Source organism: Pseudomonas sp. XS1P51 (assembly GCF_054897845.1).
Genome location: NZ_CM142707.1, coordinates 7,030,422 through 7,055,227, shown reverse-complemented (window position 1 = coordinate 7,055,227; position 24,806 = coordinate 7,030,422). Strand labels below are relative to the sequence as shown.

Annotated in this window: 19 protein-coding genes; 4 read left to right on the top strand and 15 right to left on the bottom strand. The window is 58.3% G+C overall.

Annotation, left to right across the window (positions count from 1 at the left end; genetic code table 11):
- Positions 1–168 precede the first annotated feature (168 nt).
- The 10 genes from brnQ to sdhC all read right to left on the bottom strand — a co-directional run bounded on the left by brnQ (position 169) and on the right by sdhC (position 13,295).
- Positions 169–1,482 carry a branched-chain amino acid transport system II carrier protein gene (brnQ, locus tag ACYZUD_RS32600; protein ID WP_462021874.1) on the bottom strand — a complete coding sequence of 438 codons (1,314 nt, stop codon included), beginning with the start codon at positions 1,480–1,482 and terminating at the stop codon, positions 169–171.
- A 430-nt stretch (positions 1,483–1,912) separates the two neighbouring features.
- Entirely contained in the window at positions 1,913–2,794 is an 882-nt protein-coding gene (gene sucD / locus ACYZUD_RS32595; protein ID WP_008148605.1) for a succinate--CoA ligase subunit alpha, read from the bottom strand.
- Positions 2,794–3,960, bottom strand: a complete 1,167-nt coding sequence (sucC, locus tag ACYZUD_RS32590) for an ADP-forming succinate--CoA ligase subunit beta (protein ID WP_007898980.1) — start codon at positions 3,958–3,960, stop codon at positions 2,794–2,796. The genes sucD and sucC overlap by 1 nt, the downstream gene beginning before the upstream one ends.
- Before the next feature lie 196 nt (positions 3,961–4,156).
- On the bottom strand, positions 4,157–5,593 hold the full coding sequence (lpdA, locus tag ACYZUD_RS32585; protein ID WP_462021873.1) for a dihydrolipoyl dehydrogenase: 1,437 nt from the start codon (positions 5,591–5,593) through the stop codon (positions 4,157–4,159).
- 110 nt (positions 5,594–5,703) lie between these two features.
- Positions 5,704–6,927, bottom strand: coding sequence for a 2-oxoglutarate dehydrogenase complex dihydrolipoyllysine-residue succinyltransferase (gene odhB, locus ACYZUD_RS32580; protein WP_462021872.1), 1,224 nt, complete (start codon positions 6,925–6,927; stop codon positions 5,704–5,706).
- A 42-nt stretch (positions 6,928–6,969) separates the two neighbouring features.
- Positions 6,970–9,801: a 2-oxoglutarate dehydrogenase E1 component gene (locus ACYZUD_RS32575; protein ID WP_462021871.1), complete on the bottom strand. Its 2,832-nt coding sequence runs from the start codon at positions 9,799–9,801 to the stop codon at positions 6,970–6,972.
- A 262-nt stretch (positions 9,802–10,063) separates the two neighbouring features.
- Positions 10,064–10,768, bottom strand: coding sequence for a succinate dehydrogenase iron-sulfur subunit (locus tag ACYZUD_RS32570; protein ID WP_407010860.1), 705 nt, complete (start codon positions 10,766–10,768; stop codon positions 10,064–10,066).
- 11 nt (positions 10,769–10,779) lie between these two features.
- Positions 10,780–12,555: a succinate dehydrogenase flavoprotein subunit gene (gene sdhA, locus ACYZUD_RS32565; protein ID WP_462021870.1), complete on the bottom strand. Its 1,776-nt coding sequence runs from the start codon at positions 12,553–12,555 to the stop codon at positions 10,780–10,782.
- Positions 12,556–12,558: 3 nt separating this feature from the next.
- A complete protein-coding gene (sdhD, locus tag ACYZUD_RS32560) occupies positions 12,559–12,927 on the bottom strand; it encodes a succinate dehydrogenase, hydrophobic membrane anchor protein (RefSeq protein WP_007945134.1) in 369 nt (122 codons plus the stop codon).
- Positions 12,921–13,295: a succinate dehydrogenase, cytochrome b556 subunit gene (gene sdhC / locus ACYZUD_RS32555; protein WP_462021869.1), complete on the bottom strand. Its 375-nt coding sequence runs from the start codon at positions 13,293–13,295 to the stop codon at positions 12,921–12,923. The genes sdhD and sdhC overlap by 7 nt, the downstream gene beginning before the upstream one ends.
- Positions 13,296–13,658: 363 nt before the next feature.
- Between sdhC and gltA the strand changes: the two genes are divergently transcribed.
- Entirely contained in the window at positions 13,659–14,948 is a 1,290-nt protein-coding gene (gltA, locus tag ACYZUD_RS32550) for a citrate synthase (protein WP_017337241.1), read from the top strand.
- Positions 14,949–15,862: 914 nt separating this feature from the next.
- Here gltA and ACYZUD_RS32545 read toward each other — a convergent pair.
- From ACYZUD_RS32545 to ACYZUD_RS32535, 3 genes are all read right to left on the bottom strand, one after another.
- On the bottom strand, positions 15,863–17,521 hold the full coding sequence (locus ACYZUD_RS32545) for a cation acetate symporter (RefSeq protein ID WP_462021868.1): 1,659 nt from the start codon (positions 17,519–17,521) through the stop codon (positions 15,863–15,865).
- Positions 17,518–17,829, bottom strand: a complete 312-nt coding sequence (locus tag ACYZUD_RS32540) for a DUF485 domain-containing protein (protein WP_462021867.1) — start codon at positions 17,827–17,829, stop codon at positions 17,518–17,520. Before ACYZUD_RS32540 ends, ACYZUD_RS32545 begins: the two co-directional genes overlap by 4 nt.
- A gap of 294 nt (positions 17,830–18,123) precedes the next feature.
- Positions 18,124–18,975: a glycine betaine ABC transporter substrate-binding protein gene (locus ACYZUD_RS32535; RefSeq protein ID WP_462021866.1), complete on the bottom strand. Its 852-nt coding sequence runs from the start codon at positions 18,973–18,975 to the stop codon at positions 18,124–18,126.
- 301 nt (positions 18,976–19,276) lie between these two features.
- Between ACYZUD_RS32535 and ACYZUD_RS32530 the strand changes: the two genes are divergently transcribed.
- Entirely contained in the window at positions 19,277–20,872 is a 1,596-nt protein-coding gene (locus ACYZUD_RS32530) for a glycoside hydrolase family 17 protein (protein ID WP_462021865.1), read from the top strand.
- A 138-nt stretch (positions 20,873–21,010) separates the two neighbouring features.
- Here the strand turns inward: ACYZUD_RS32530 and ACYZUD_RS32525 are convergent, their stop codons facing one another.
- Positions 21,011–21,379: a hypothetical protein gene (locus tag ACYZUD_RS32525; protein ID WP_462021864.1), complete on the bottom strand. Its 369-nt coding sequence runs from the start codon at positions 21,377–21,379 to the stop codon at positions 21,011–21,013.
- A gap of 224 nt (positions 21,380–21,603) precedes the next feature.
- Between ACYZUD_RS32525 and ACYZUD_RS32520 the strand changes: the two genes are divergently transcribed.
- A complete protein-coding gene (locus ACYZUD_RS32520) occupies positions 21,604–22,902 on the top strand; it encodes a serine/threonine protein kinase (protein WP_462021863.1) in 1,299 nt (432 codons plus the stop codon).
- Complete coding sequence (locus tag ACYZUD_RS32515; RefSeq protein WP_462021862.1) at positions 22,895–23,683, top strand: MlaA family lipoprotein; 789 nt, start codon at positions 22,895–22,897, stop codon at positions 23,681–23,683. The genes ACYZUD_RS32520 and ACYZUD_RS32515 overlap by 8 nt, the downstream gene beginning before the upstream one ends.
- Positions 23,684–23,880: 197 nt before the next feature.
- Here ACYZUD_RS32515 and ACYZUD_RS32510 read toward each other — a convergent pair whose 3' ends face one another.
- On the bottom strand, positions 23,881–24,795 hold the full coding sequence (locus ACYZUD_RS32510) for a DUF808 domain-containing protein (RefSeq protein WP_462021861.1): 915 nt from the start codon (positions 24,793–24,795) through the stop codon (positions 23,881–23,883).
- Positions 24,796–24,806 lie beyond the last annotated feature (11 nt).

Sequence of the window (24,806 nt, the reverse complement as noted above, 5' to 3'; positions counted from 1 at the left end):
AAATTGCAATCGCGAGCAGGCTCGCTCCCACATCAGGTTTGGCAATGCTTCGACGTTAGCTCAAGGAAAAAGACACTGCATCACGTCCATAAAAAATGCCCCGTATCGATTGATACGGGGCATTTCCATGTGTGCTCAAGGCCCGCTTCTGACGGACGATGAAGCGGCTTAAGCCAGTGCTTCTTCGCGCTTGCCCAGCATGCGATCGCAGACCGCTGCGACCACTAACGTCATGACCGACGGCACCAGCCACGCCAGACCCTGTTCGCTCAACGGCAGGCGAGCCAGTTGAGTCGGCATCCAGTCCGCCAGACCGGCGCCTTTCAGCGCGTCGATCAGACCGAAAATGAACGACACCAGCATCACCGGACCGACGATACGACCCTGTTCATGCCAGAAGTCCTTGCAGAAGCTCAGGGCTACCAGAGCGATGCACGGCGGGTAAATCGCAGTCAGTACCGGGATCGAGAACGCAATCAGCTTGGTGAGGCCCAGGTTGGACACCAGCAAGGAAAACGCAGCCAGGATGATCACCAGTGTCTTGTAGGACAGTGGCAGTACACGGCTGAAGTATTCGGCGCAGGCGCAGGTCAGACCGACTGCCGTGACCAGGCAGGCCAGGGAGATCAACACCGCCAGAAAACCGCTGCCCAGGGAGCCGAAGGTGTGCTGCACATAGGCGTGCAAAACAGCGGCGCCATTGGTGGCACCCGCGGCCACTTCATGGCTGCCCGAACCGAGACGGAACAGGCTGACGTAGACCAGCGCCAGACCGACGCCGGCAATCAGCCCGGCAATGATCGCGTAACGGGTGATCAGCACCGGCGACTCGACGCCGCGGGAGCGGATGGCGTTGACGATGACAATACCGAAGACCAGTGCGCCCAGGGTATCCATGGTCAAGTAACCATTGATGAAGCCTTGGGAGAACGGTGCCGCCACATATTCAGGGGTGGCCACGCCGATATCGCCAGCCGGCAACGCGAACGCGGCGATGCCGAGAACGGCCAGGGCGATAATCTTCAGCGGTGCGAGGAAACGTCCTACGGTATCCAGCAAACGGCCCGGATAGAGCGAGATGAAGAACACCAGCAGGAAGTACACGGAGCTATAGAGGAACAGCGCCAGCGGGCTTTCGCCGGTCAGCGGCGCCAGGCCTACTTCGAACGATACGGTCGCGGTACGCGGCGTCGCGAACAGCGGGCCGACAGCGAGGTAGCAAGCAGCGGCCAACAGGCCACCGGCGACTTTACCGATCGGGCTGCTCAAGGCATCCATTGCGCCGCCGACCTTGGCCAGGGCTACAACAGTGATCACCGGCAGACCGACCGCGGTGATCAGAAAACCCAGCGCCGCCATCCAGACATGTGGCCCGGACTGCAAACCGACGATAGGCGGGAAGATGATGTTGCCAGCCCCGACAAACAGGGCAAACGTCATAAAACCAAGTGCCAGGATGTCCTGGCCTTTCAACACTTTCATTAAGGAAATACCACACTACTGAATCGGAATTTAGAGAGGGATTTCCCTTATGGGTGAGGGAAATGCTGTCGATCCGTATAGGACTGACCCGTTTAGCGCTTAGCGGCCTTGTGGGCTGCGGACGCAAAAATGGCGGCTAGCCTAACGAATTTGGCCGGAAAACGCACTGTTAGGGTGCGAACTATCCGATCTGCGACATTTTTGTGTCGCGTTTTTGCATGTAATTGGTCGGCGCTTGTAAGTCCGCCTTCGCGATCAGGCTCGCTCCCACAGGAGATCTCAATGGACACACCATTGGTGAACAACCGAGATCAAGTGTGGGAGCGAGCCTGCTCGCGAAGAGGTCGGCACCAACAACACAGATACCAGAAACGACAAAGGCCACCCGAAGGTGGCCTTTGTTTGGTGAAGCGTCAGCTAAGCGCGAGGCTTACTTGATCGCCCAACCGGTCAGCTCGGACAAAGCCTTGCCGATGTCTGCCAGCGAACGCACGGTTTTAACGCCTGCGTCTTCCAGGGCAGCAAACTTCTCGTCTGCAGTGCCTTTGCCGCCAGAGATGATTGCGCCAGCATGGCCCATGCGCTTGCCCGCAGGGGCAGTCACACCAGCGATGTAGGAAACAACCGGCTTGGTCACGTGTGCCTTGATGTAGGCAGCCGCTTCTTCTTCAGCCGAACCGCCGATCTCACCGATCATCACGATCGCTTCGGTCTTCGGGTCTTCCTGGAACAGCTTCAGGATGTCGATGAAGTTCGAGCCCGGGATCGGGTCACCGCCGATGCCGACGCAAGTCGACTGACCGAAACCGGCGTCAGTGGTTTGCTTCACAGCTTCGTAGGTCAGGGTGCCGGAACGGGAAACGATACCGACCTTGCCTGGCAAGTGAATGTGACCTGGCATGATGCCGATCTTGCATTCGCCTGGAGTGATCACGCCTGGGCAGTTAGGACCGATCAGGACTACGCCCAGCTCGTCGCACTTGACCTTGGCATCCAGCATGTCCAGGGTAGGAATGCCTTCAGTGATGCAAACGATCAGCTTGATGCCGCCGAATGCTGCTTCCAGGATGGAGTCCTTGCAGAAAGGAGCTGGAACGTAGATCACGCTGGCGGTGGCGCCAGTGGCAGCTACAGCGTCTTTCACGGTGTTGAACACTGGCAGGCCCAGGTGTTCGGTGCCGCCTTTGCCAGGAGTAACGCCACCAACCATCTTGGTGCCGTATTCGATGGCTTGCTGGGTGTGGAAACTACCTTGCGAACCGGTAATACCCTGGCAGATAACTTTGGTGTCTTTATTGATCAGGACGCTCATTATTTGCCCTCCGCAGCTTTAACGACTTGTTGAGCAGCGTCGGTCAGGCTGGTAGCAGCGATGATGTTCAAACCGCTTTCTGCCAGTACTTTAGCGCCCAGCTCAGCGTTGTTGCCTTCAAGGCGAACAACAACCGGGATTTTCACGCCGACTTCTTTCACAGCGCCGATGATGCCTTCGGCAATCATGTCGCAGCGAACGATGCCGCCGAAGATGTTGACCAATACTGCGGCGACGTTAGTGTCGGACAGGATGATCTTGAACGCTTCGGTAACGCGTTCTTTGGTAGCACCGCCGCCCACGTCGAGGAAGTTGGCTGGTTTGCCGCCATGCAGGTTGACGATGTCCATGGTACCCATGGCCAGGCCAGCACCGTTGACCATGCAACCGATGTTGCCTTCCAGCGCTACGTAGTTCAGTTCGAACTTGGCAGCGTGCGCTTCGCGCGGATCGTCTTGCGACGGATCGTGGAAAGTCTTCAGCTTAGGCTGACGGTACATGGCGTTGGCGTCGATGTTGATCTTGGCGTCGAGGCAATGCAGATCGCCGTCAGCCTTGATCACCAGCGGGTTCACTTCCAGCAGAGCCAGGTCGTGATCCTTGAACAGCTTGGCCAGACCTACGAAGATCTTGGCGAACTGAGCAACCTGCTTGCCTTCCAGGCCCAGCTGGAATGCCAGCTCGCGACCCTGGAATGGCTGAGCGCCAACCAGTGGATCGATAGTGGCCTTGAGGATTTTCTCAGGGGTGTCGTGAGCGATTTTCTCGATGTCCACGCCACCTTCGGTGGAAGCCATGAACACGATGCGACGGCTCGAACGGTCAACGACAGCGCCCAGGTACAGCTCTTTAGCGATATCAGTGCACGATTCAACCAGGATCTTGGTGACTGGCTGACCATTGGCATCAGTCTGGTAAGTCACCAGACGCTTGCCCAACCACTGTTGAGCGAATGCTTTGGCGTCTTCTTTGCTGCGAACCAGCTTTACGCCGCCCGCTTTACCGCGACCACCAGCGTGGACCTGGGCTTTGACAACCCACTCGGTGCCGCCGATTTTGTCGCAAGCTTCTGCTGCTGCTTCCGGGGTGTCTACTGCGTAACCGGTGGAAACTGGCAGGCCGTATTCAGCGAACAGCTGCTTACCCTGATACTCGTGAAGATTCATGCTTATTACCGTCTTCGTTAGGTACTGCGCATTCGGTGCTGCACTTGTTCAAGTGCCGCACCACCTGTGACTGCTGCTTGCGTAGCCTTTCCGGGTACCCGGTGCAGCCACGCAAGACTGCGTCCAGCGGACTTTCCGCGGTGAGTCTTGCATGCAAGGCTCACGACGGGCCGTACCGCCGTGGTTTCTTATTGTCTTAACGCTTCTTGCGGTTGGCGATGTGGATGGCGCCGCCATTCACAGCCAAAGCTGCTTCGTGCAAGGCTTCAGACAGGGTCGGATGGGAGAAAACCATCATGCCCAGGTCTTCAGCGCTGGTGCCGAATTCCATGCCGATCGCGCCCTGCTGAACCAGTTCTGCAGCGCTCGGGCCAATCACGTGGACGCCCAATACGCGGTCAGTCTTGGCATCGGCAATGACTTTCACGAAACCGCCGGTATCGTTGGCTGCCATGGCACGGCCACTGGCTGCGAACGGGAAGGTGCCGACGTTAACTTCAACGCCTTCAGCTTTCAAGGCCTGCTCGGTTTTGCCAACCCACGCGATTTCCGGGTGAGTATAAATAACAGACGGGATCAGGTCATAGTTGATTTGGGCTTTGTGGCCCTTGATGCGCTCAACAACCATGATGCCTTCTTCGGACGCCTTGTGCGCCAGCATCATGCCGCGAACCACGTCACCGATCGCGTAAACGCCCGGTACGCTGGTCGCGCACTGGTCGTCAACGAAAACGAAACCGCGCTCGTCGATGGTCACACCGCTGTCGGCAGCCAACAGTTCGGTGGTCACTGGACGGCGACCAACGGCAACGATCAGTTTGTCGAAGGTGATGCTCTGTTCGCCGTTGGCATCGGTGTAGCTCACAACGACTTCGTCGCCGTTCACTTTGGAACCGGTGACGCGAGCACCCAGCTTGATGTCCAGACCTTGTTTGGTCAGGGTTTTGTAGGCTTCCTTGGAAACGGCGTCGTCAGCGGCTGGCAGGAACTTCTCCAGGGCTTCCAGGACAACCACCTCGGAACCCAGACGGGACCAAACCGAACCCAGTTCCAGACCGATCACGCCAGCGCCGATCACGCCCAGACGCTTAGGTACCGATTGGAATTCCAGCGCGCCAGTCGAATCGACGATCACGTTCTGGTCAACCGGAGCCGGTGGAATGTCGATCGGACGCGAGCCCGAAGCCAGAATCACGTTCTCGGCTTCGATGATCTCGACGGTGCCGTCTGGCTTGGTCAGTTCGACTTTCTTGCCGGCCAGCAGTTTGCCGTGGCCTTGCAGGGAAGTGACGCCGTTAGCCTTGAACAGGGTGGCAACGCCGGAGGTCAGGCCTTTGACGATGTTGGCCTTGCGGCCAACCATCGCGGCCACGTCCATGGTCACGCCAGCGTGGTTGATACCGTGGATCGCGAAGCCTTCTTTGGCTTCCTTGTATTTCCAGGAGCTGTCCAGCAGCGCCTTGGATGGAATGCAGCCGACGTTCAGGCAAGTACCGCCGAGGGCCAGTTTGCCTTCCTTGTCGGTGTATTTCTCGATGCAGGCAGTGGTGAGGCCCAGTTGCGCTGCTTTAATGGCAGCCACGTAGCCGCCAGGGCCCGCGCCAATCACTACCACGTCGAATTTCTGAGTCATGTGTCATTCCTTCTCGAATCAAACCGGACGGTCCCTTTTGGGGACCGTCGTGGGACGAAGCTGGTCATTACAGGAGGGCCGTCCATCACTGAACGGCCCGTGCAACGAAATCAGATATCCAGCAGCAAACGAGCCGGGTCTTCCAGCAGGTTCTTGATGGTAACCAGGAAGGTCACAGCTTCTTTGCCATCGATCAGACGGTGATCGTAGGACAGCGCCAGGTACATCATCGGACGGATAACCACCTGACCGTTGATCGCCATAGGACGCTGCAGAATGTTGTGCATGCCCAGGATGGCCGCTTGCGGCGGGTTGACGATCGGCGTCGACATCATCGAACCGAAGGTACCACCGTTGGTGATGGTGAACGTACCGCCGGTCATTTCGTCCATCGACAGTTTGCCGTCACGAGCCTTCTTGCCGAAGGTGGCGATGCCGCCTTCGATTTCAGCCAGGCTCATCAGTTCGGCGTTACGCAGAACCGGTACAACCAGACCGCGGTCGCTGGAAACAGCCACACCGACGTCGGCATAACCGTGGTAAACGATGTCGGCACCGTCGATCGACGCGTTGACAGCCGGGAAGCGTTTCAGCGCTTCGGTGGCCGCTTTCACGAAGAACGACATGAAGCCCAGGCGCACACCATTGTGGGACTTCTCGAACAGGTCCTTGTACTTCGAACGCAGGGCCATGACTTCGGTCATGTCGACTTCGTTGAAAGTGGTCAGCATCGCCATGTTCGATTGAGCTTCAACCAGACGCTCGGCAACCTTGGCGCGCAGACGGGTCATCGGAACGCGTTTTTCAACACGCTCGCCCGCAGCGAACACTGGAGCCGAAGCAGCAGGTGCAGCAGCCTTGGCAGGTGCGGCAGCCGGAGCGGCTTTCTTGGCAGCAACAGCCGCCACCACGTCTTCCTTGGTCACACGACCGCCTTTGCCGGTGCCGGCAACGGAAGCGATGTTGATGCCGTTTTCTTCAGCCAGCTTGCGAGCAGCCGGTGCAGCAACAGGATCGTCTTCGCCTTCGGCGGCTGGAGCAGCAGCCTGTGCAGCGGCCGGGGCAGCAGCGGCAGCAGCCGGAGCGGCAGCAGCACCGCCCGCTTCGATGGAGCCCAGGACTTCGTCGGACAGAACGGTGTCGCCTTCGTTCTTGACGATAGCGCCCAGCACGCCGTCGGCAGTCGCCAACACTTCCAGCACAACCTTGTCGGTTTCGATGTCGACGATCAGGTCATCACGCTTGACGGCGTCGCCCGGTTTTTTGTGCCAGGTGGCAACGGTGCCATCGGCAACCGATTCCGGGAAAGTGGGGGCTTTGATTTCGATAGCCATTATCTGTGGGTCCTTAAATTCGGTTTCAGGTGCGCGAAGGCGTTAAACAGTAAAGGCGTCTTGCAGCAGTTTTTCCTGCTGCTCAGCGTGCATCGATGCATAACCACAAGCAGGTGCAGCAGAAGCATCACGGCCGGCGTACTCGAGTACGAGCGACTTGTTGTGATTGCCAACGATGCGGCGCATGTGATGCTGGCTGCAGTACCAGGCACCCTGGTTCATCGGCTCTTCCTGACACCAAACGATATGTTTGAGGTTGGTGTACGGAGCCAGGACTTCGTTCAAGTCGTCCTCAGGGAATGGGTACAGCTGCTCGATACGCACGATGGCGATGTCATCACGACCTTCGGCACGGCGTTTTTCCAACAGGTCGTAGTAGACCTTGCCGCTACACAGAACAATGCGCTCGACCTTTTTCGGGTCTTGAACATCGATTTCCGGGATAACGGTCTGGAACGAACCTTCGGCCAGATCTTCCAGGGTCGACACGGCCAGTTTGTGACGCAGCAGCGACTTCGGAGTCAGAACGATCAATGGCTTGCGCAGCGGGCGAATCACCTGACGACGCAGCAAATGGTAGATCTGGGCCGGGGTAGTCGGTACGGCAACCTGAATGTTGTGCTCGGCGCACAGCTGCAGGTAACGCTCCAGACGCGCCGACGAGTGCTCCGGTCCCTGACCTTCATAACCGTGCGGCAGCAACATGGTCAGACCGCAGAGACGGCCCCACTTGTGTTCGCCACTGGTGATGAACTGGTCGATAACCACTTGGGCACCGTTGGCGAAGTCGCCGAACTGGGCTTCCCAGATCACCAGCGCCTCAGGCGTGGTGGTCGAGTAACCGTATTCGAACGCCAGCACGGCTTCTTCGGACAGGAACGAATCGTACAGGTCGAAACGTGGCTGGCCCTTGTACAGGTTTTGCAGCGGGATGTAAGTACCCGCGTCTTTCTGGTTGTGCAAGACAGCGTGACGGTGCGAGAACGTACCGCGACCGATGTCCTGACCCGTCATGCGAATCGGATGACCTTCGAACGCCAGGGTCGCGTACGCCATGGTTTCGGCGTAACCCCAGTTGATCGGCAGGCCGCCGGCTTGCATTTTCTGACGGTCTTCGTAGATCTTCGAGACTTGGCGCTGAACCACGAAGCCTTCTGGAATTTCCAGCAGCTTGGCGGACAATTCCTGCAAGGTTTTCAGATCGAAGCGAGTGTCGTGACGCGCGGTCCAGGCATGGCCCAGATACGGACGCCAGTCCACGAACAACTCTTTGTTCGGCTCTTTGACCAGGCTTTTTACAACATGCAGGCCGTTGTCCAGCGCGTTGCGGTATTCGTCGACTTTCGCCTGAACACGCTCTGCGTCAAGCACACCGCCCTGGGTCAGACGATCGGCGTACAGCTCACGGGTGGTGCGCTGCTTGGTGATCTGCTGATACATGATTGGCTGGGTGCCGCTTGGCTCGTCGGCCTCGTTGTGGCCACGACGACGGTAGCAGACCAGGTCGATCACCACGTCACGCTTGAACTGCATGCGGTAGTCGATGGCCAGCTGGGTCACGAACAATACGGCTTCCGGATCATCACCATTCACATGGAGGATCGGCGCCTGGATCATTTTCGCAACGTCGGTCGCGTACTCGGTGGAGCGCGAGTCCAGCGGGTTGCTGATAGTGAAACCGACCTGGTTGTTGATCACGATGTGCACGGTGCCGCCGGTCTTGAAACCGCGGGTCTGCGACATCTGGAAGGTTTCCATCACCACGCCCTGACCGGCGAATGCCGCGTCACCGTGGATGGAGATCGGCAGAACCTTCTCGCCGGTAGGGTCGTTACGACGATCCTGACGGGCGCGAACCGAACCCTCGACCACTGGAGATACGATTTCCAGGTGGGACGGGTTGAAGGCCATCGCGAGGTGAACTTCACCGCCGGTGGTCATGACGTTGGACGAGAAGCCCTGGTGATACTTAACGTCACCGGAACCCAGCTCGACCTTCTTCTTGCCTTCGAACTCGTCGAACAACTCGCGCGGATTCTTGCCGAAGGTGTTGACCAGCACGTTCAGACGGCCACGGTGGGCCATGCCGATAACGATTTCCTTGGTGCCGTAGGAACCGGAGCGCTGGATCAGCTCGTCGAGCATCGGAATCAGGCTCTCGCCGCCTTCCAGACCAAACCGCTTGGTACCCGGGTATTTGGTCCCCAGGTATTTTTCCAGACCTTCGCCGGCGGTAACGCGCTCAAGCAAGTGGCTCTTGATGTCGGCGGAATAAGTCGGACGGCCGCGCACGCTTTCCAGACGCTGCTGGAACCACTGGCGCTGCTCGGAATCGGTGATATGCGTAAATTCAGCGCCGATGGTGCGGCAATATGTCTGCTGCAACGCTTCGTGAATTTCGCGTAGGCTCGCCTCCTCTTTGCCGATGAACAGGTCGCCGGCACGGAAGGTCGTATCAAGATCGGCATTGGTCAAGCCGTAGTGATTGATCGACAGGTCTGCAGGTGCAGGACGCTGCCACAGCCCCAGCGGGTCAAGCTGGGCTGCCTGGTGGCCACGCATACGGTAGGCCTGGATCAATCGCAGCACTTCAACTTGCTTCTTCTCGTGCTCACTGCTCACGCTGCCGGCGGAAACCGGTTGGGCGCGGCGCTGGTTCTTTGCCAGCAAGACGAAATGATCGCGAATTGTGGAGTGCGAAACATCGGTGGCAGTGTTGCCGTCAGCAGGCAACTTCTGGAAGTAGGTGCGCCACTCTTCTGGCACAGCGTTAGGGTCGTGCAGGTAGAGCTCGTAGAGCTCTTCCACATAGGCAGCGTTACTACCGGATAGGTAGGCACTGTTCCACATGCGCTGCATCACGCTTTCTTGCATGCTTGGTCACCCTCGGTTAGGGGAACACCACCGGCGTCGACACCGAGCAAACTTGCAGAAGTCCGAATGCAGCGACCAAAACAAGCCACTTAGGATCACGCTGATAGTCCGGGTACCAGCCCGGATGCCCCTGCTTGTCTCATTTCTTCAAAATAAGAGCCGCAGCCTTATAAGCTGCTGCTCAGGTTAAAACTACGGCGCCGGTTGAAGCCTGCGCCGTAGCATCTACGGGTACAGCAGTCCTACGGGTACAGCAGCTGAATCACACGCCGCTTTGCAGCAACATGTTACGTACGTGACCGATGGCCTTAGTCGGGTTCAGGCCTTTCGGACAGACGTTGACGCAGTTCATGATCCCGCGGCAGCGGAATACGCTGAACGGATCATCCAGCGAAGCCAGACGCTCGGCAGTCTTGGTGTCGCGGCTGTCTGCCAGGAAGCGATACGCTTGCAGCAGAGCAGCTGGACCCAGGAACTTGTCCGGGTTCCACCAGAAGGACGGGCAAGAGGTCGAGCAGCAAGCGCACAGGATGCACTCGTACAGACCGTCGAGCTTTTCACGCTCTTCAGGGGTCTGCAGACGTTCGATGGCCGGAGCCGGCGTGTCGTTCTGCAGGTATGGCTTAACCTTTTCGTATTGCTTGTAGAAGATGCTCATATCGACGACCAGGTCACGGATAACCGGCAAACCTGGCAGAGGACGAACGATCAGCTTGTTACCTTTTACGACAGAGGACAGCGGCGTGACGCACGCCAGACCGTTTTTGCCGTTGATGTTCATGCCGTCGGAACCGCAAACGCCTTCACGGCAAGAGCGACGATAGGAGAAACCCTCGTCCTGCTCTTTGATCAGGGCCAGCACGTCCAGCACCATCAGGTCTTTACCGTTGGTATTGACCTGGAATTCCTGCATGAACGGCGCGGCGTCCTGATCAGGGTTGTAGCGATAAACACTGACTTGCAACATGGCGGCCACCCTTAATAAGTCCGAATCATTGGTTCAAAGGTCGGGACTGTTTTTGGCGAGAAGTTCACGGCACGCTTGGCAACGCGCTTCTCACCCGGGAAATACAGGGTGTGGCACAGCCAGTTAACGTCATCGCGCTCTTCGAAGTCTTCACGGGCGTGAGCACCGCGGGACTCTTTGCGGATTTCTGCGGCGATGGCAGTAGCTTCGGCCACTTCCAGCAGGTTCTGCAATTCCAGAGCTTCGATCCGAGCCGTGTTGAACGCCTGGCTCTTGTCGTTGATTTTGACGTTGGCGATACGGCTACGCAGATCAGCCAGCTGGGCAATACCCTTCTGCATGTATTCGCCGGTACGGAATACACCGAAGTAGTTCTGCATGCAGCTTTGCAGCTCTTTACGCAGGGTAGCGACGTCTTCACCTTCGGTACGCGAGTTCAGGCCATCGAGACGTGCCAGGGCAGCGTCGATGTCGGACTGGCGAGGGCGAGCGTAGTCGACGCCTTCTTTCAGGGTCTGTTCCAGGAACAGGCCGGCAGCACGACCGAATACCACCAGGTCGAGCAGCGAGTTGCCGCCCAGACGGTTGGCACCGTGAACCGATACGCAAGCCACTTCGCCTACTGCGAACAGGCCAGGAATGATCTGGTCGACGCCGTCGGCATCCTGAGTGATCGCCTGACCATGAATGTTGGTGGCAACGCCGCCCATCATATAGTGGCAGGTTGGAACGACCGGAATCGGCGCCACGGCTGGATCGACGTGGGCGAAGGTCTTGGACAGTTCCATGATGCCTGGCAGACGGCTGTGCAGAACTTCTTCACCAAGGTGATCGAGTTTCAGCATTACGTGGTCGCCATCCGGACCGCAACCGTTGCCGGCGATGATTTCTTTAACCATCGAACGGGCAACAACGTCACGACCAGCCAGGTCTTTGGCGTTCGGAGCATAACGCTCCATGAAACGCTCGCCGTGCTTGTTGATCAGGTAACCGCCTTCACCGCGGCAGCCTTCGGTAACCAATACACCGGCGCCGGCGATGCCGGTCGGGTGGAACTGCCACATTTCAATGTCTTGTACCGGCACGCCAGCACGCAGAGCCATGCCGACGCCGTCACCGGTGTTGATCAGGGCATTGGTGGTGGACGAGTAGATACGGCCTGCACCGCCAGTCGCCAGTACGGTGGCGTTAGCGCGGACGTAGGAGGTTTCGCCGGTTTCGATGCAGATGACGATCATGCCTACGAAGGCACCATCTTCGTTCTTCACCAGGTCGACGCCGTAGTATTCGTTGAGGAATACGGTGCCGGCCTTGAGGTTGGCCTGGTACAGGGTGTGCAGCAGTGCGTGACCGGTACGGTCGGCAGCGGCGCAAGTACGGGCAGCCTGGCCACCTTTGCCGAAGTCTTTCGACTGACCGCCGAACGGACGCTGATAGATACGGCCCTGTTCGGTACGGGAGAACGGCAAGCCCATGTGCTCAAGTTCGAAGACCGCTTCCGGACCTACGGAACACATGTATTCGATAGCGTCCTGGTCACCGATATAGTCGGAACCCTTGACGGTATCGTACATGTGCCAGCGCCAGTCATCGTTCGGATCTGCCGAGGCGATGGCGCAGGTGATGCCACCCTGGGCGGATACAGTGTGCGAACGAGTCGGGAAAACCTTGGTGACAACGGCAGTCTTGTGACCGCCCTGTGCCAGCTGCAGAGCAGCGCGCATGCCAGCACCGCCGCCGCCAATGATGATGGCGTCGAACGAAAGCGTGTTAACTGTATTAGACATGAATCAGATACCCCAAAGAATCTGCACACCCCAGACGAAGTAGGCGAACATCGCAACGCCGCATACTGCCTGGAAGAGGAAACGTATTGCAGTCGCGGACTTGCCGAACGCCATTGGCGTCAGGTAGTCGGTCGCGATGGTCCACATGCCGACCCAGGCGTGAGCGCCGAGGGCAACGAGAGCCAGGAGACTGAAAATACGCATCCAGTTGCTTGCGAACAGTTCATGCCATTGGGCGTAGCCGATGCCAGGGTTGGCGACGACGTATCCGATCAGGAAAATGAAGTAAGCCGCGAGAACGACCGCAGACACACGCTGTGCCATCCAGTCATAGAGGCCCGAACGCGACAGGTTCGTGACGTTAGTTACCATATCCAAACTCCTGCCAGAACGATTATCACCACGGAAACGGCGATAACGATTTTCGAGCCCAGTTTGCCGCCTTCAAGCGTCTCACCGATGCCCATGTCCATCATCAAGTGGCGCACACCGGCAACCAAGTGATACAGCAGAGCGGACAGGATGCCCCATGTCACTAGCTTGGCTAGCGGACTGGTCAGACACGCTTTCACCTGCCCGAAGCCTTCTTCCGAGTCGAGCGACTTGTCCAATGCATAAAGCATGATGGCCAGGCTGACAAAGAGGATGACACCGGATATACGGTGAAGAATGGACGTGTAAGCAGTGACTGGGAGTTTGATGGTCCTTAGGTCTAGGTTTACAGGTCGTTGGCTATTCACGGCTTTTTTTCACACTGAAGAGCCCCTAACAATCAGGGCAAAGTTGTTGGGGAGTGCACTGGTCAGGTACCCACCACCCAGGGAGTGCGACCCCCAATAAAGCAGGCCCAAAAGCCCCTGGCGGTCGGAGGCCGAGTATAGACAGTTAGGCTACTAATGACAACGCGTTCACCTTCCCCTAATAGCGCATTGCACAAGTTGGATAAAAGGCGTAAATGGCAGTCAATTTCGAGGAAAAAGTCCGGTTAAAGCCTTCTGGAGCAAGACTTTAGGCAAATTGACATTCAAATTTATCTCACTATAGTGGTGCGGGCCCTGCGTGGGGGGTCTGTCTGATGATTTCAAGCATAAATAGGAGGCCACATGGCTGACAAAAAAGCGCAGTTGATCATCGAGGGCGCAGCCCCCGTCGAGCTGCCCATTTTAACCGGCACCGTTGGTCCCGATGTTATCGATGTTCGGGGCCTGACGGCCACGGGCCGTTTCACCTTTGACCCTGGTTTCATGTCGACCGCCTCTTGCGAGTCGAAGATCACCTATATCGACGGCGACAACGGCATCCTGCTGCACCGCGGCTACCCGATCGAACAGCTGGCTGAAAAGTCGGACTACCTGGAAACCTGCTACCTGCTGCTCAACGGCGAATTACCGACCGCAGAACAGAAGGCCCAGTTCGTCAGCACCGTGAAGAACCACACGATGGTTCACGAGCAGCTGAAGACCTTCTTCAACGGCTTCCGTCGCGACGCCCACCCGATGGCCGTCATGTGCGGTGTAGTCGGCGCCCTCTCGGCCTTCTACCACGACTCCCTGGACATCAATAACCCGCAGCATCGCGAAATCTCCGCGATCCGCCTGGTTGCCAAGATGCCGACCCTGGCAGCGATGGTTTACAAGTACTCCATGGGTCAACCCATGATGTACCCGCGCAACGACCTGACGTACGCGGAAAACTTCCTGCACATGATGTTCAACACCCCGTGCGAGATCAAACCGATCAGCCCGGTACTCGCCAAGGCCATGGACCGGATTTTCATCCTCCATGCCGACCACGAGCAGAACGCATCGACGTCCACCGTACGCCTGGCCGGTTCTTCGGGAGCCAACCCGTTCGCCTGTATCGCCGCCGGCATCGCTGCACTGTGGGGCCCTGCCCACGGCGGTGCGAACGAAGCAGTTCTGACCATGCTTGACGAGATTGGCGATGTTTCGAACATCGACAAGTACATCGCCAAGGCCAAGGACAAGAACGATCCGTTCAAACTGATGGGCTTCGGTCACCGCGTTTACAAAAACCGCGACCCACGCGCCACCGTCATGAAGCAGACCTGCGACGAAGTGCTGAAGGAACTGGGCATCAACAACGATCCGCAACTCGAACTGGCCATGCGCCTGGAAGAGATCGCCCTGACCGACCCGTACTTCATCGAACGTTCGCTGTACCCGAACGTCGACTTCTACTCGGGGATCATCCTCAAGGCGATCGGCATTCCAACCAGCATGTTCACCGTGATCTTCGCCCTGGCGCGGACTGTCGGCTGGATCTCCCACTGGAAAGAAATGCTCTCCAGCCCGTACAAGATCGGCCGCCCGCGCCAGTTGTACACCGGCTACGAGTCGCGTGACATCACCAAGCTGGAAGACCGCAAATAAGACCTGTCTTGCGATAACGTCTTAAGTTGCACCGGAAACGGCCTCTATTTATATAGAGGCCGTTTTTGTTTGTGCGCTTTGATGGCACTGGTTTTTTTGGTCGTGTACATATCCATTTCTGCGGTAACGGCGGCTTAGGGGTCCGCTCTTACAGCGGGTCACTTGGAAAAGCGCCAAGTAACCAAACGCTCTCGCCCCTTTCGTTCGGCCCTTCGCCTAGGCTCAGGGTGCCCTCGCTCCGGTCCTACTCCGTGGGCCCGCTGCGCAGAACCTCCACTCGGCCTCTCGAGGGGGCGACTACCGCAACAGCACCGCGAGGCGGCCTACCGGCCGGCCTGTCACTTCAAGCGTACGTGTTCCCCCTGTGGGAGCGAGCCTGCTCGCGATGAACGTCAACGATGACGCGTGCGGTCTGAATGAACGCGGTGTCCGGACGCTTTTCGCGAGCAGGCTCGCTCCCACAGGTTCAACGCAGCTCTGGCTCTGGTTTTTGATCTTGCTTTTGATCTTGATCTGCCCCGTCGGGAGGCCGAGCGGAGGTTCTGCGCAGTGGGCACCGCGGCAAGGATGCCGCGGTAGCCGCCCCCGGCCATGGATGGCCGATGGCAGCGGGCCCACGGAGCAGGACCAGAGCGAGGGCATGCCGAGCCTGGGCGAGGCACCGGACGTCAGGGGCGAGAGCGCTTGGTTACTTGGCGCTTTTCCAAGTGACCCGCTGTAAGAGCGGAACCCTAAGCCGCCGTTACCGAAGAAATGGATATGTACACGACCAAAAAGCCCGGCTAACCATGACACCGCCTACATGGGCAAGCCTCGCCCCTACAAAAGCTAATTCCCACCCAACAAAAAATGCCCCGATCTCTCGACCGGGGCATTTCTGTTTACCGCAACTTACTTAGACAAAACCCGAAGACTTAGTGAGCAACCGCCCCACTCGCCCCCAGACCAGTCTGCGAACGAACAAACTGCGGGAAGAACAGCGCCCGCTCATTGTCAGCCGCCTTGGACTTGTCAGTGATCGAGAAGAACCAGATCCCGACAAAGGCAATGATCATCGAGAACAGCGCCGGATACTCATACGGGAAGATAGCCTTCTCGTGATGCAGGATCTGCACCCAGATGGTTGGCCCAAGCACCATCAAGCCAACGGCACTGATCAGCCCCAACCAGCCACCGATCATCGCACCGCGGGTGGTCAGCTTCTTCCAGTACATGGAAAGCAGCAGCACCGGGAAGTTACAGCTCGCCGCGATGGAGAACGCCAGGCCCACCATGAACGCGATGTTCTGGCTTTCGAACAGAATGCCCAGACCGATCGCCAGCACCGCCAGAGCGATGGTGGTGATTTTCGAGACACGGATCTCGTCCTTCTCGTTGGCCTTGCCCTTCTTGATCACGCTGGCATACAGGTCGTGGGACACCGCCGAAGCACCGGCCAGGGTCAGACCGGCAACTACCGCCAGAATGGTCGCGAACGCTACTGCAGAAATGAAGCCCAGGAAAATACTGCCACCGACCGCGTTGGCCAGGTGCACCGCCGCCATGTTGTTGCCGCCCAACAGCGCGCCAGCAGCATCTTTGAAGACCGGGTTGGTGCTGACCAGCAGGATCGCGCCGAAGCCGATGATGAAGGTCAGGATGTAGAAGTAGCCGATGAAGCCGGTTGCATACAGCACGCTCTTACGAGCTTCTTTTGCGTCACTCACGGTGAAGAAGCGCATCAGGATGTGCGGCAGGCCAGCGGTACCGAACATCAGTGCCAGGCCCAGGGAGAACGCAGAGATCGGGTCTTTCACCAGACCGCCGGGGCTCATGATCGCCTCACCTTTAGGGTGAACCTTGATCGCCTCGGAGAACAGTGCGTTGAAATCGAAGTTGACGTGCTTCATCACCATCAGCGCCATGAACGAGGCACCAGACAGCAACAGCACGGCCTTGATGATCTGCACCCAAGTGGTCGCCAGCATGCCGCCGAACAGCACGTACATGCACATCAGGATACCGACCAGGATCACCGCGACGTGATAGTCGAGACCGAACAGCAGCTGGATCAGCTTGCCGGCACCGACCATTTGCGCGATCAGGTAGAACGCCACCACCACCAGCGAACCGCAAGCGGACAGCGAGCGAATCTGGGTTTGCCCGAGGCGGTAGGACGCCACGTCGGCAAAGGTGTATTTACCCAGGTTACGCAGGCGCTCGGCGATCAGGAACAGAATGATCGGCCAGCCCACCAGGAAGCCGATCGAGTAGATCAGGCCGTCGTAGCCGGAGGTGAACACCAGAGCGGAAATACCCAGGAAGGACGCCGCGGACATGTAGTCACCGGCAATCGCCAGACCGTTCTGGAAACCGGTGATCTTGCCGCCGGCTGCATAGTAGTCGGCCGCCGAGTTATTTTTCTTGGAGGCCCAGTAGGTGATATACAAAGTCGCGCCAACAAACGCCACGAACATCAGGATCGCGGCGACGTTCAGCGGTTGTTTCTGAACGGCGCCGGTCAGGGCTTCAGCCGCCCAGACACCCGGTGCGAATGCCGCAACACTCAATAGAGCCAATAGACGCCGGATCATTGCTGAGCCTCCTTGAGAATCGCATTGTTCAGGTCGTCGAATTCGCCGTTGGCGCGTCGAACGTAGATTCCGGTCAGGATAAAGGCCGAGAGAATCAGCCCGACACCGATCGGTATGCCCCAGGTAATCGATGACTCAGGGCTGAGTTTCGCGCCCAGAATATGCGGCCCGTAAGCAATCAAAAGGATGAATCCGGAGTAAAGCCCAAGCATGATCGCCGAAAGAATCCAGGCGAACCTTTCTCGCTTACTAACCAGCTCCTTGAAGCGCGGGCTGTTTTGAATCGAGAGGTAAATGCTGTCGTTCATTGTTTTTATCCTCGCAGCACAGATGAAGTTGGAACGTTATCCACTCTATGCGGCTGCGGGGCAGGTTCCAGACGACCTTAGTATTAGAACGACATGACGCAATCGCCATTTTCCAGCCTGCATTAAACAATGTGGGAGCGAGCCTGCTCGCGAATGCAGTGTGTCAATCAACATCAACGTTAACTGACACACCGTAATCGCGAGCAGGCTCGCTCCCACAGGAAAATGCAAAAGGCCGCTTGGCAATCCTGCCAAGCGGCCTTTTAAGGGGCTGACCAAACGCGTCAGTTCAAATCATTTAACCCACTCTGCTACGCGATCCGGGTGTTTGGCCACCCAATCTTTCGCAGCGGCTTCAGGCTTGGCACCGTCCTGGATCGCCAGCATGACTTCGCCGATTTCGTCTTTCGACGCCCACTGGAAGTTCTTCAGGAACTTGACCGCGTCCGGCGCCTTGGCTTCCAGGCCTTTGCTACCGATGCTGTTTACGGTTTCAGCCGCGCCATAAACGCCTTTCGGGTCGTCCAGGAAACGCAGTTTCCACTTGGCGAACATCCAGTGCGGCACCCAACCGGTGACAGCGATGGACTCGTTTTTCTTCTCGGCACGGGTCAGCTCGGCAATCATGCCGGCGCCGGAACTGGCCTTGAGGGTGTAGTTATCCAGGCCATAGTCCTTGATCGCCTGATCGGACTTGAGCATCACGCCTGAACCGGCGTCGATGCCGACGATGCGATTCTTGAAGGTGTCATCGGTTTTCAGGTCGGCAATACTTTTAGCCTTGACGTACTCCGGCACGATCAAGCCGATTTTCGCGTCCTTGAAGTTAGGGCCGTAGTCGACGACCTGATCCTTGTTCTTGGTCCAGTATTCGCCGTGAGTCACCGGCAGCCAGGCAGACAGCATGGCGTCGAGTTTGCCAGTAGCCACCCCCTGCCACATGATCCCGGTGGCGACGGCTTGCAGCTTCACGTCGTAACCCAGCTTCTGCTTAAGCACTTCGGCCGCCACGTGGGTGGTCGCAACGCTGTCGGACCAGCCGTCAACGTAACCGATGTTCAGGGTTTTGCTCTCGGCATTGGCCACTGTGGAACCAATCGCAAGCACCAGAGCGGCACTTGCGCCTAAAAGTCGTCGCATCTTCATCGTTACTTCCCCGAAAGTGCTGCGCTCGACGGATGCCGAGTCGCGTCAACGTATTGTTATGGTGCACAGCGCGCCCATCACGCCTCACCGCAAACTCGTTCGATCATCAGCGCGATTTATTAATGAGAACACTGACGCCTCGATAATCAACCCCACGCCAACAGCGACCTGCTCTGCCAGCGACCTCAAGGCATCGAGAAACGACATCAGAACGCCATTAATCGCGACCACCTGAAATGCCCCGGCCGATCCGCCCGAACTTTGCATGTCAAAATCATGCAGGCCACCAAGCGCGCACCAAATGAAGGTAACATGCGCGGCTTTGCTCCCAGACGGCCTGACCATGCCTGCGACATCCCGCTTCCCTTTTTTTGCGTATCTTTTTGCCTGCCTGCTGGGGCTTTTTGCCCTTGGCGGTTTCTGGTACGGCATCGGTAAACCGGTGATTCTGCCGGACGTTGCAAGCGCGACACACAAGCTGCAGTGCGCCTCCTACACGCCGTTCGACAAGGACCAGTCGCCATTCGATCAGCCGTTCAAGTTGCGCCCCGAGCGCATGGACGCCGACCTCGCGCTGCTGGCCAAAAGCTTCGAATGCATCCGCACCTATTCCATGACCGGCCTCGAGGCCCTCCCCGATCTGGCGCGCAAACATGGTCTGAAATTGATGATCGGCGCCTGGGTCAACAGTAACGCCGTGGATACCGCCAAGGAAGTTGACCTGCTGATCGCCTCGGCCAATGCCAACGCAGATGTGGTGACCTCGGTGATCGTCGGCAACGAAACCCTGTTGCGCAAGGAAATCACCGGCGCGCAGTTGGCCAGGCTGATCAACAAGGTCAAAAGCCAGGTCAAGCAGCCTGTCACTTATGCCGACGTCTGGGAGTTCTGGCTCAAGCACCCGGAAATCGCCCCGGCAGTGGACTTCCTGACGATCCACTTGCTGCCGTATTGGGAAGATGACCCGTCGAACATCGACGCCGCCCTGCAGCACGTGGCCGAAGTACGCCAGGTGTTCGGCAACAAATTCGCGCCCAAGGACGTAATGATTGGCGAAACCGGTTGGCCAAGCGAAGGCCGCCAGCGCGAAACCGCCCTGCCGAGCCGGGTCAACGAAGCCAGGTTCATTCGCGCGTTTGTCATCATGGCCGAGCAGGAAGGCTGGCACTACAACCTGATTGAAGCCTTCGACCAGCCATGGAAACGCGCCAGCGAAGGTGCTGTCGGTGGTTACTGGGGCCTGTTTGATGCCGATCGTCAGGACAAAGGTGTACTGGCGGGTCCGGTTTCGAACGTGCCGTACTGGTCGCAGTGGCTGGTTGTCGGCGGTTTGATCTTCCTCGGCACGTTGATCCTCGGCGGTCGCGTGCGCAGCACCCGTGCGGCGTTGGTTCTACCACTGCTCGGCGCACTGGCCGCCTGCTCGATCGGTGCCTGGGGCGACCTGGCCCGTGTCACCACCCGCTTTGCCAATGAATGGCTGTGGGTCGCTTTGCTGACGGCGTTGAACCTCTTGGTACTGGCCCATGCGGCACTGACCCTGAGCGCACGCACCGGCTGGCGTACACGAGCGTTCGCTGCGCTGGAGCGTCGGGCGGGCTGGTGGCTGGCGGCGGCAGGGTTTGCCGCGGCGGTGACGATGCTGGAGCTGGTGTTCGATCCGCGCTATCGCAGCTTCCCGAGTGTTGCGTTCATCCTGCCGGCACTGGTTTATCTGTGCCGTCCGGTGAGCGCGCCGCGCAGGGAAATTGCATTGCTGACCTTCATCATCGGTGCCGGCATTGCGCCGCAGCTGTATCAAGAAGGTTTGCAGAACCAGCAGGCCTGGGGCTGGGCGCTGGTGAGTGTGTTGATGGTGGCGGCGTTGTGGCGCAGTTTGCGGGTTCGCAAGAGTTAATCTTCAGCGCGGCGCATACCTCTTCGCGAGCAGGCTCGCTCCCACAATGGATCTTCGGTGGCCACGAATTTTGTGTACGACAAAGATCAAATGTGGGAGCGAGCCTGCTCCGGGCGGCGTTCCGACGATGACTGATTATCAAGCGCTGCGGGATGCCCGGACCAGACGCAACGCAGCAATCACCACCGCAAACACCGCCAACGTGGTGTTGTACAACGCCAGCGCCGGAAACCCGAACACCAGCGCCAGCACCGCCAACCACCACCCGGCCCGGCCCGGCAGCACAAAGCCGATCACCGCTGCCGCCAATGCCGCCCAGCCCAATACCTTGAAATGAATCATCAGGCCCAGGCTCGAACGGACCTGGCATTCCCAACGGCTCGCCTCGTCCACGCAGAGGCCGACCCATTGAGCATCCTCCATGAAGCCATAACGGGCGCCATAACTGGCGGCCAGCCATAAAGGCAGCAAAACAAGCAGCAGAATCACGGGCAAACGGCGGGACATGAAGCACTCCAATAAACGAAAACGGCGGCCAGCTTAATCCCCCGACAGCCCTAAGCAAACGCGCGCAACAGATAATTGGTCACGAAATAGCTGCAAAGTGTATCGTCCAGCTACCATTACTCCGAAATTAGGCCTGATTGGTGCCGATCCATGGCACTTTGGCGCAAACCCCGTGGTCATAGCCTGCGAACTTCATTCGGCACCTTCCTCTAAGGGATCTAGTCATGCTCCGTTCCTTGCGCTTCGCCGCCCTGTTTGGCGGCCTTATTTTGAGTGCGTCCGCACTGGCGGTCGATATCGACGCCGCCAGCTATGGCTACCCCTTGACCAACCCGTTCGAGGCGACCATTGCCACGACACCGCCGGACCTGCGTCCGGAGTTGCCGCTGGACGACGACATCAATCAGGCGGACCGCAGCGTCACGTTGCGCCCGGAGCGCGAGTTCGAACTGCCGGACAATTTCTGGCCGGTGAAGAAATTTACCTATCGCATCGCTACCCAGGATAAAGACGCACCGCTGATCTTTCTGATCGCCGGCACCGGCGCGCGCTACGACAGCAGCCTTAACGAATACCTGAAGAAGCTCTACTACAAGGCCGGCTACCACGTGGTGCAACTGTCGTCGCCCACCAGCTTCGACTTCATGAGCGCCGCTTCACGCTTTGCCACCCCGGGCATCACCAAGGAAGACGCCGAAGACATGTACCGGGTAATGCAGGCGATCCGGGCACAGAACCCGAAAGTGCCGGTCACCGATTACTTCCTGACCGGTTACAGCCTCGGCGCACTGGATGCCGCCTTCGTCGCGCACCTGGACGAAACCCGCCGCAGCTTCAATTTCAAGAAAGTCTTGCTGCTCAACCCGCCGGTCAACCTCTACACCTCGATCACCAACCTGGACAAGCTGGTCCAGACCGAGGTCAAGGGCATCAACAACACCACCACCTTCTATGAACTGGTGCTGAACAAACTGACCCGCTACTTCCAGCAGAAAGGCTACATCGACCTCAACGATGCCCTGCTTTATGACTTCCAGCAGTCCAAGCAACACCTGAGCAACGAACAGATGGCCATGCTGATCGGCACCTCGTTCCGTTTCTCGGCAGCCGACATCGCTTTCACCTCGGACCTGATCAACCGTCGCGGCCTGATCACGCCACCGAAATACCCGATCACCGAAGGCACCACGCTCACGCCGTTCCTCAAACGTGCGCTGCAATGTGACTTCGACTGCTACATCACCGAGCAGGTCATCCCGATGTGGCGTGCCCGCACCGACGGCGGCAGCCTGCTGCAACTGATCGACCAGGTCAGCCTGTATGCACTGAAGGACTACCTGCACGACAGCCCGAAAATCGCCGTCATGCACAACGCTGACGACGTGATCCTCGGCCCTGGCGACCTCGGCTTCCTGCGCAAGACTTTCGGCGATCGCTTGACCGTTTATCCACTGGGCGGCCATTGCGGCAACCTTAACTACCGCGTCAACAGCGACGCCATGCTGGAGTTTTTCCGTGGCTAAATACCTCCTGCTTATCGCAGCGTTACTCTGTGCAGGCGTCGCCAATGCCGACAACAGCAAAGCCAACGCCCCTGTCGTGATCGACAGTGACGGCTTCAAAGAACCGTTGAGCAAACTCAAATTCAACCCCGGGCTGGATCAGCGCGAGTTCGAACGCTCGACGCTCAACGCACTGAATGTCTACGACCCGTTGGAAGAGTGGAACCGCCGGGTTTATCACTTCAACTATCGTTTTGACCAATGGGTGTTCCTGCCGGTGGTCGACGGTTATCGCTACATCACGCCGAGCTTCCTGCGTACCGGTGTCAGCAACTTCTTCAACAACCTCGGTGACGTGCCAAACCTGTTGAACAGCCTGCTGCAGTTCAAGGGTCAGCGTTCGATGGAAACCACCGCGCGCCTGCTGCTCAACACCACCGTCGGTATCGCCGGCCTGTGGGACCCGGCCACCGCCATGGGCCTGCCGCGCCAGAGCGAAGATTTCGGCCAGACCCTGGGCTTTTACGGCGTACCGGGCGGCGCCTACTTCGTGCTGCCGATCCTCGGGCCTTCAAACATCCGCGACACCGGCGGCCTGGCAGTGGACTTCACCGCAGAGTCGGCGATCAACTTCCTGAACGTCTCCGAAGTCAGCTCCAACCACCCTGAGGTCTGGGTTCTGCGTGGCGTCGACAAGCGCTACCAGACCAGCTTCCGCTACGGCCAGCTGAACTCGCCGTTCGAGTACGAGAAAGTGCGTTACGTGTACACCGAGTCGCGCAAGTTGCAGATCGCCGAGTAATTTCTGCGGTCACAAAAAAGGCCATTCGATGCGAATCGAATGGCCTTTTTCATGCGCGGAGTCTCAAACACCACAAATCACCTGTGGGAGCGAGCCTGCTCGCGATGAGGTCAGTACAGTTAAAATCCATGTTGACTGACGCACCGCTATCGCCGGCAAGCCGGTCTCGCTCCCACATTTTTGAATAGTGCCCGGCTTCAGCCCTTAATCGCCTTGAAGATTTTACTGGCAACCATCACACCCGCCAACACCACCGCACCCGCCACAATCCCCGCCACCGCATTCAGCAATGTCGGCACGATAAACCCGGCACCACCCGCCCCGGCGCTGACACTTTCAATCCAGTGATGAACCACTGGCACACCGTGGGTCAGAATCCCGCCGCCCACCAGGAACATCGCCGCCGTGCCGATCACCGACAGGCTTTTCATCATGTACGGCGCCGCACGCAGAATCCCGCCGCCGATGCTTTTAGCCATCTGCCCGGGCTTCTGAGTCAGCCACAAACCGAGGTCGTCGAGTTTGACGATACCCGCCACCAGGCCGTAGACGCCGATGGTCATGACGATGGCGATCCCCGAAAGCACGATGACTTGCTGGGTCAGCGAAGCATCGGCCACGGTGCCGAGGGTGATGGCGATGATTTCCGCGGAAAGAATGAAGTCGGTGCGGATGGCACCCTTGATCTTGTCTTTCTCGAACGCCACCAGATCGATCGCCGGATTGGCCACAGCCTCGACCAGCTCGGCATGCTCGGCCTGGTCTTCAGCCTTGCTGTGCAGGAATTTGTGGGCGAGTTTCTCGAAACCTTCGAAACACAGATAAGCGCCACCGACCATCAACAACGGCGTGACCAGCCACGGAATGAACACACTGATGGCCAGGGCCGACGGCACCAGGATCAGCTTGTTGAGAAACGAGCCCTTGGCCACCGCCCACACCACCGGGATTTCCCGCTCGGCACGCACGCCGGAAACCTGTTGGGCATTAAGCGCCAGATCGTCGCCGAGCACGCCGGCGGTCTTCTTGGCGGCCATTTTGGTCATCAACGCCACATCGTCGAGTACGGCGGCAATGTCGTCGATCAGCAACAGCAAACTGCTTCCTGCCATGAATCAGGCTT

Coding starts and splice junctions, on each gene's coding strand:
- brnQ (WP_462021874.1), bottom strand. CDS start 1,482: ATGAAAGTGTTGAAAGGCCAGGACATCCTGGCACTTGGTTTTATGACG.
- sucD (WP_008148605.1), bottom strand. CDS start 2,794: ATGAGCGTCCTGATCAATAAAGACACCAAAGTTATCTGCCAGGGTATT.
- sucC (WP_007898980.1), bottom strand. CDS start 3,960: ATGAATCTTCACGAGTATCAGGGTAAGCAGCTGTTCGCTGAATACGGC.
- lpdA (WP_462021873.1), bottom strand. CDS start 5,593: ATGACTCAGAAATTCGACGTGGTAGTGATTGGCGCGGGCCCTGGCGGC.
- odhB (WP_462021872.1), bottom strand. CDS start 6,927: ATGGCTATCGAAATCAAAGCCCCCACTTTCCCGGAATCGGTTGCCGAT.
- ACYZUD_RS32575 (WP_462021871.1), bottom strand. CDS start 9,801: ATGCAAGAAAGCGTGATGCAGCGCATGTGGAACAGTGCCTACCTATCC.
- ACYZUD_RS32570 (WP_407010860.1), bottom strand. CDS start 10,768: ATGTTGCAAGTCAGTGTTTATCGCTACAACCCTGATCAGGACGCCGCG.
- sdhA (WP_462021870.1), bottom strand. CDS start 12,555: ATGTCTAATACAGTTAACACGCTTTCGTTCGACGCCATCATCATTGGC.
- sdhD (WP_007945134.1), bottom strand. CDS start 12,927: ATGGTAACTAACGTCACGAACCTGTCGCGTTCGGGCCTCTATGACTGG.
- gltA (WP_017337241.1), top strand. CDS start 13,659: ATGGCTGACAAAAAAGCGCAGTTGATCATCGAGGGCGCAGCCCCCGTC.
- ACYZUD_RS32545 (WP_462021868.1), bottom strand. CDS start 17,521: ATGATCCGGCGTCTATTGGCTCTATTGAGTGTTGCGGCATTCGCACCG.
- ACYZUD_RS32540 (WP_462021867.1), bottom strand. CDS start 17,829: ATGAACGACAGCATTTACCTCTCGATTCAAAACAGCCCGCGCTTCAAG.
- ACYZUD_RS32535 (WP_462021866.1), bottom strand. CDS start 18,975: ATGAAGATGCGACGACTTTTAGGCGCAAGTGCCGCTCTGGTGCTTGCG.
- ACYZUD_RS32530 (WP_462021865.1), top strand. CDS start 19,277: ATGAAGGTAACATGCGCGGCTTTGCTCCCAGACGGCCTGACCATGCCT.
- ACYZUD_RS32525 (WP_462021864.1), bottom strand. CDS start 21,379: ATGTCCCGCCGTTTGCCCGTGATTCTGCTGCTTGTTTTGCTGCCTTTA.
- ACYZUD_RS32520 (WP_462021863.1), top strand. CDS start 21,604: ATGCTCCGTTCCTTGCGCTTCGCCGCCCTGTTTGGCGGCCTTATTTTG.
- ACYZUD_RS32510 (WP_462021861.1), bottom strand. CDS start 24,795: ATGGCAGGAAGCAGTTTGCTGTTGCTGATCGACGACATTGCCGCCGTA.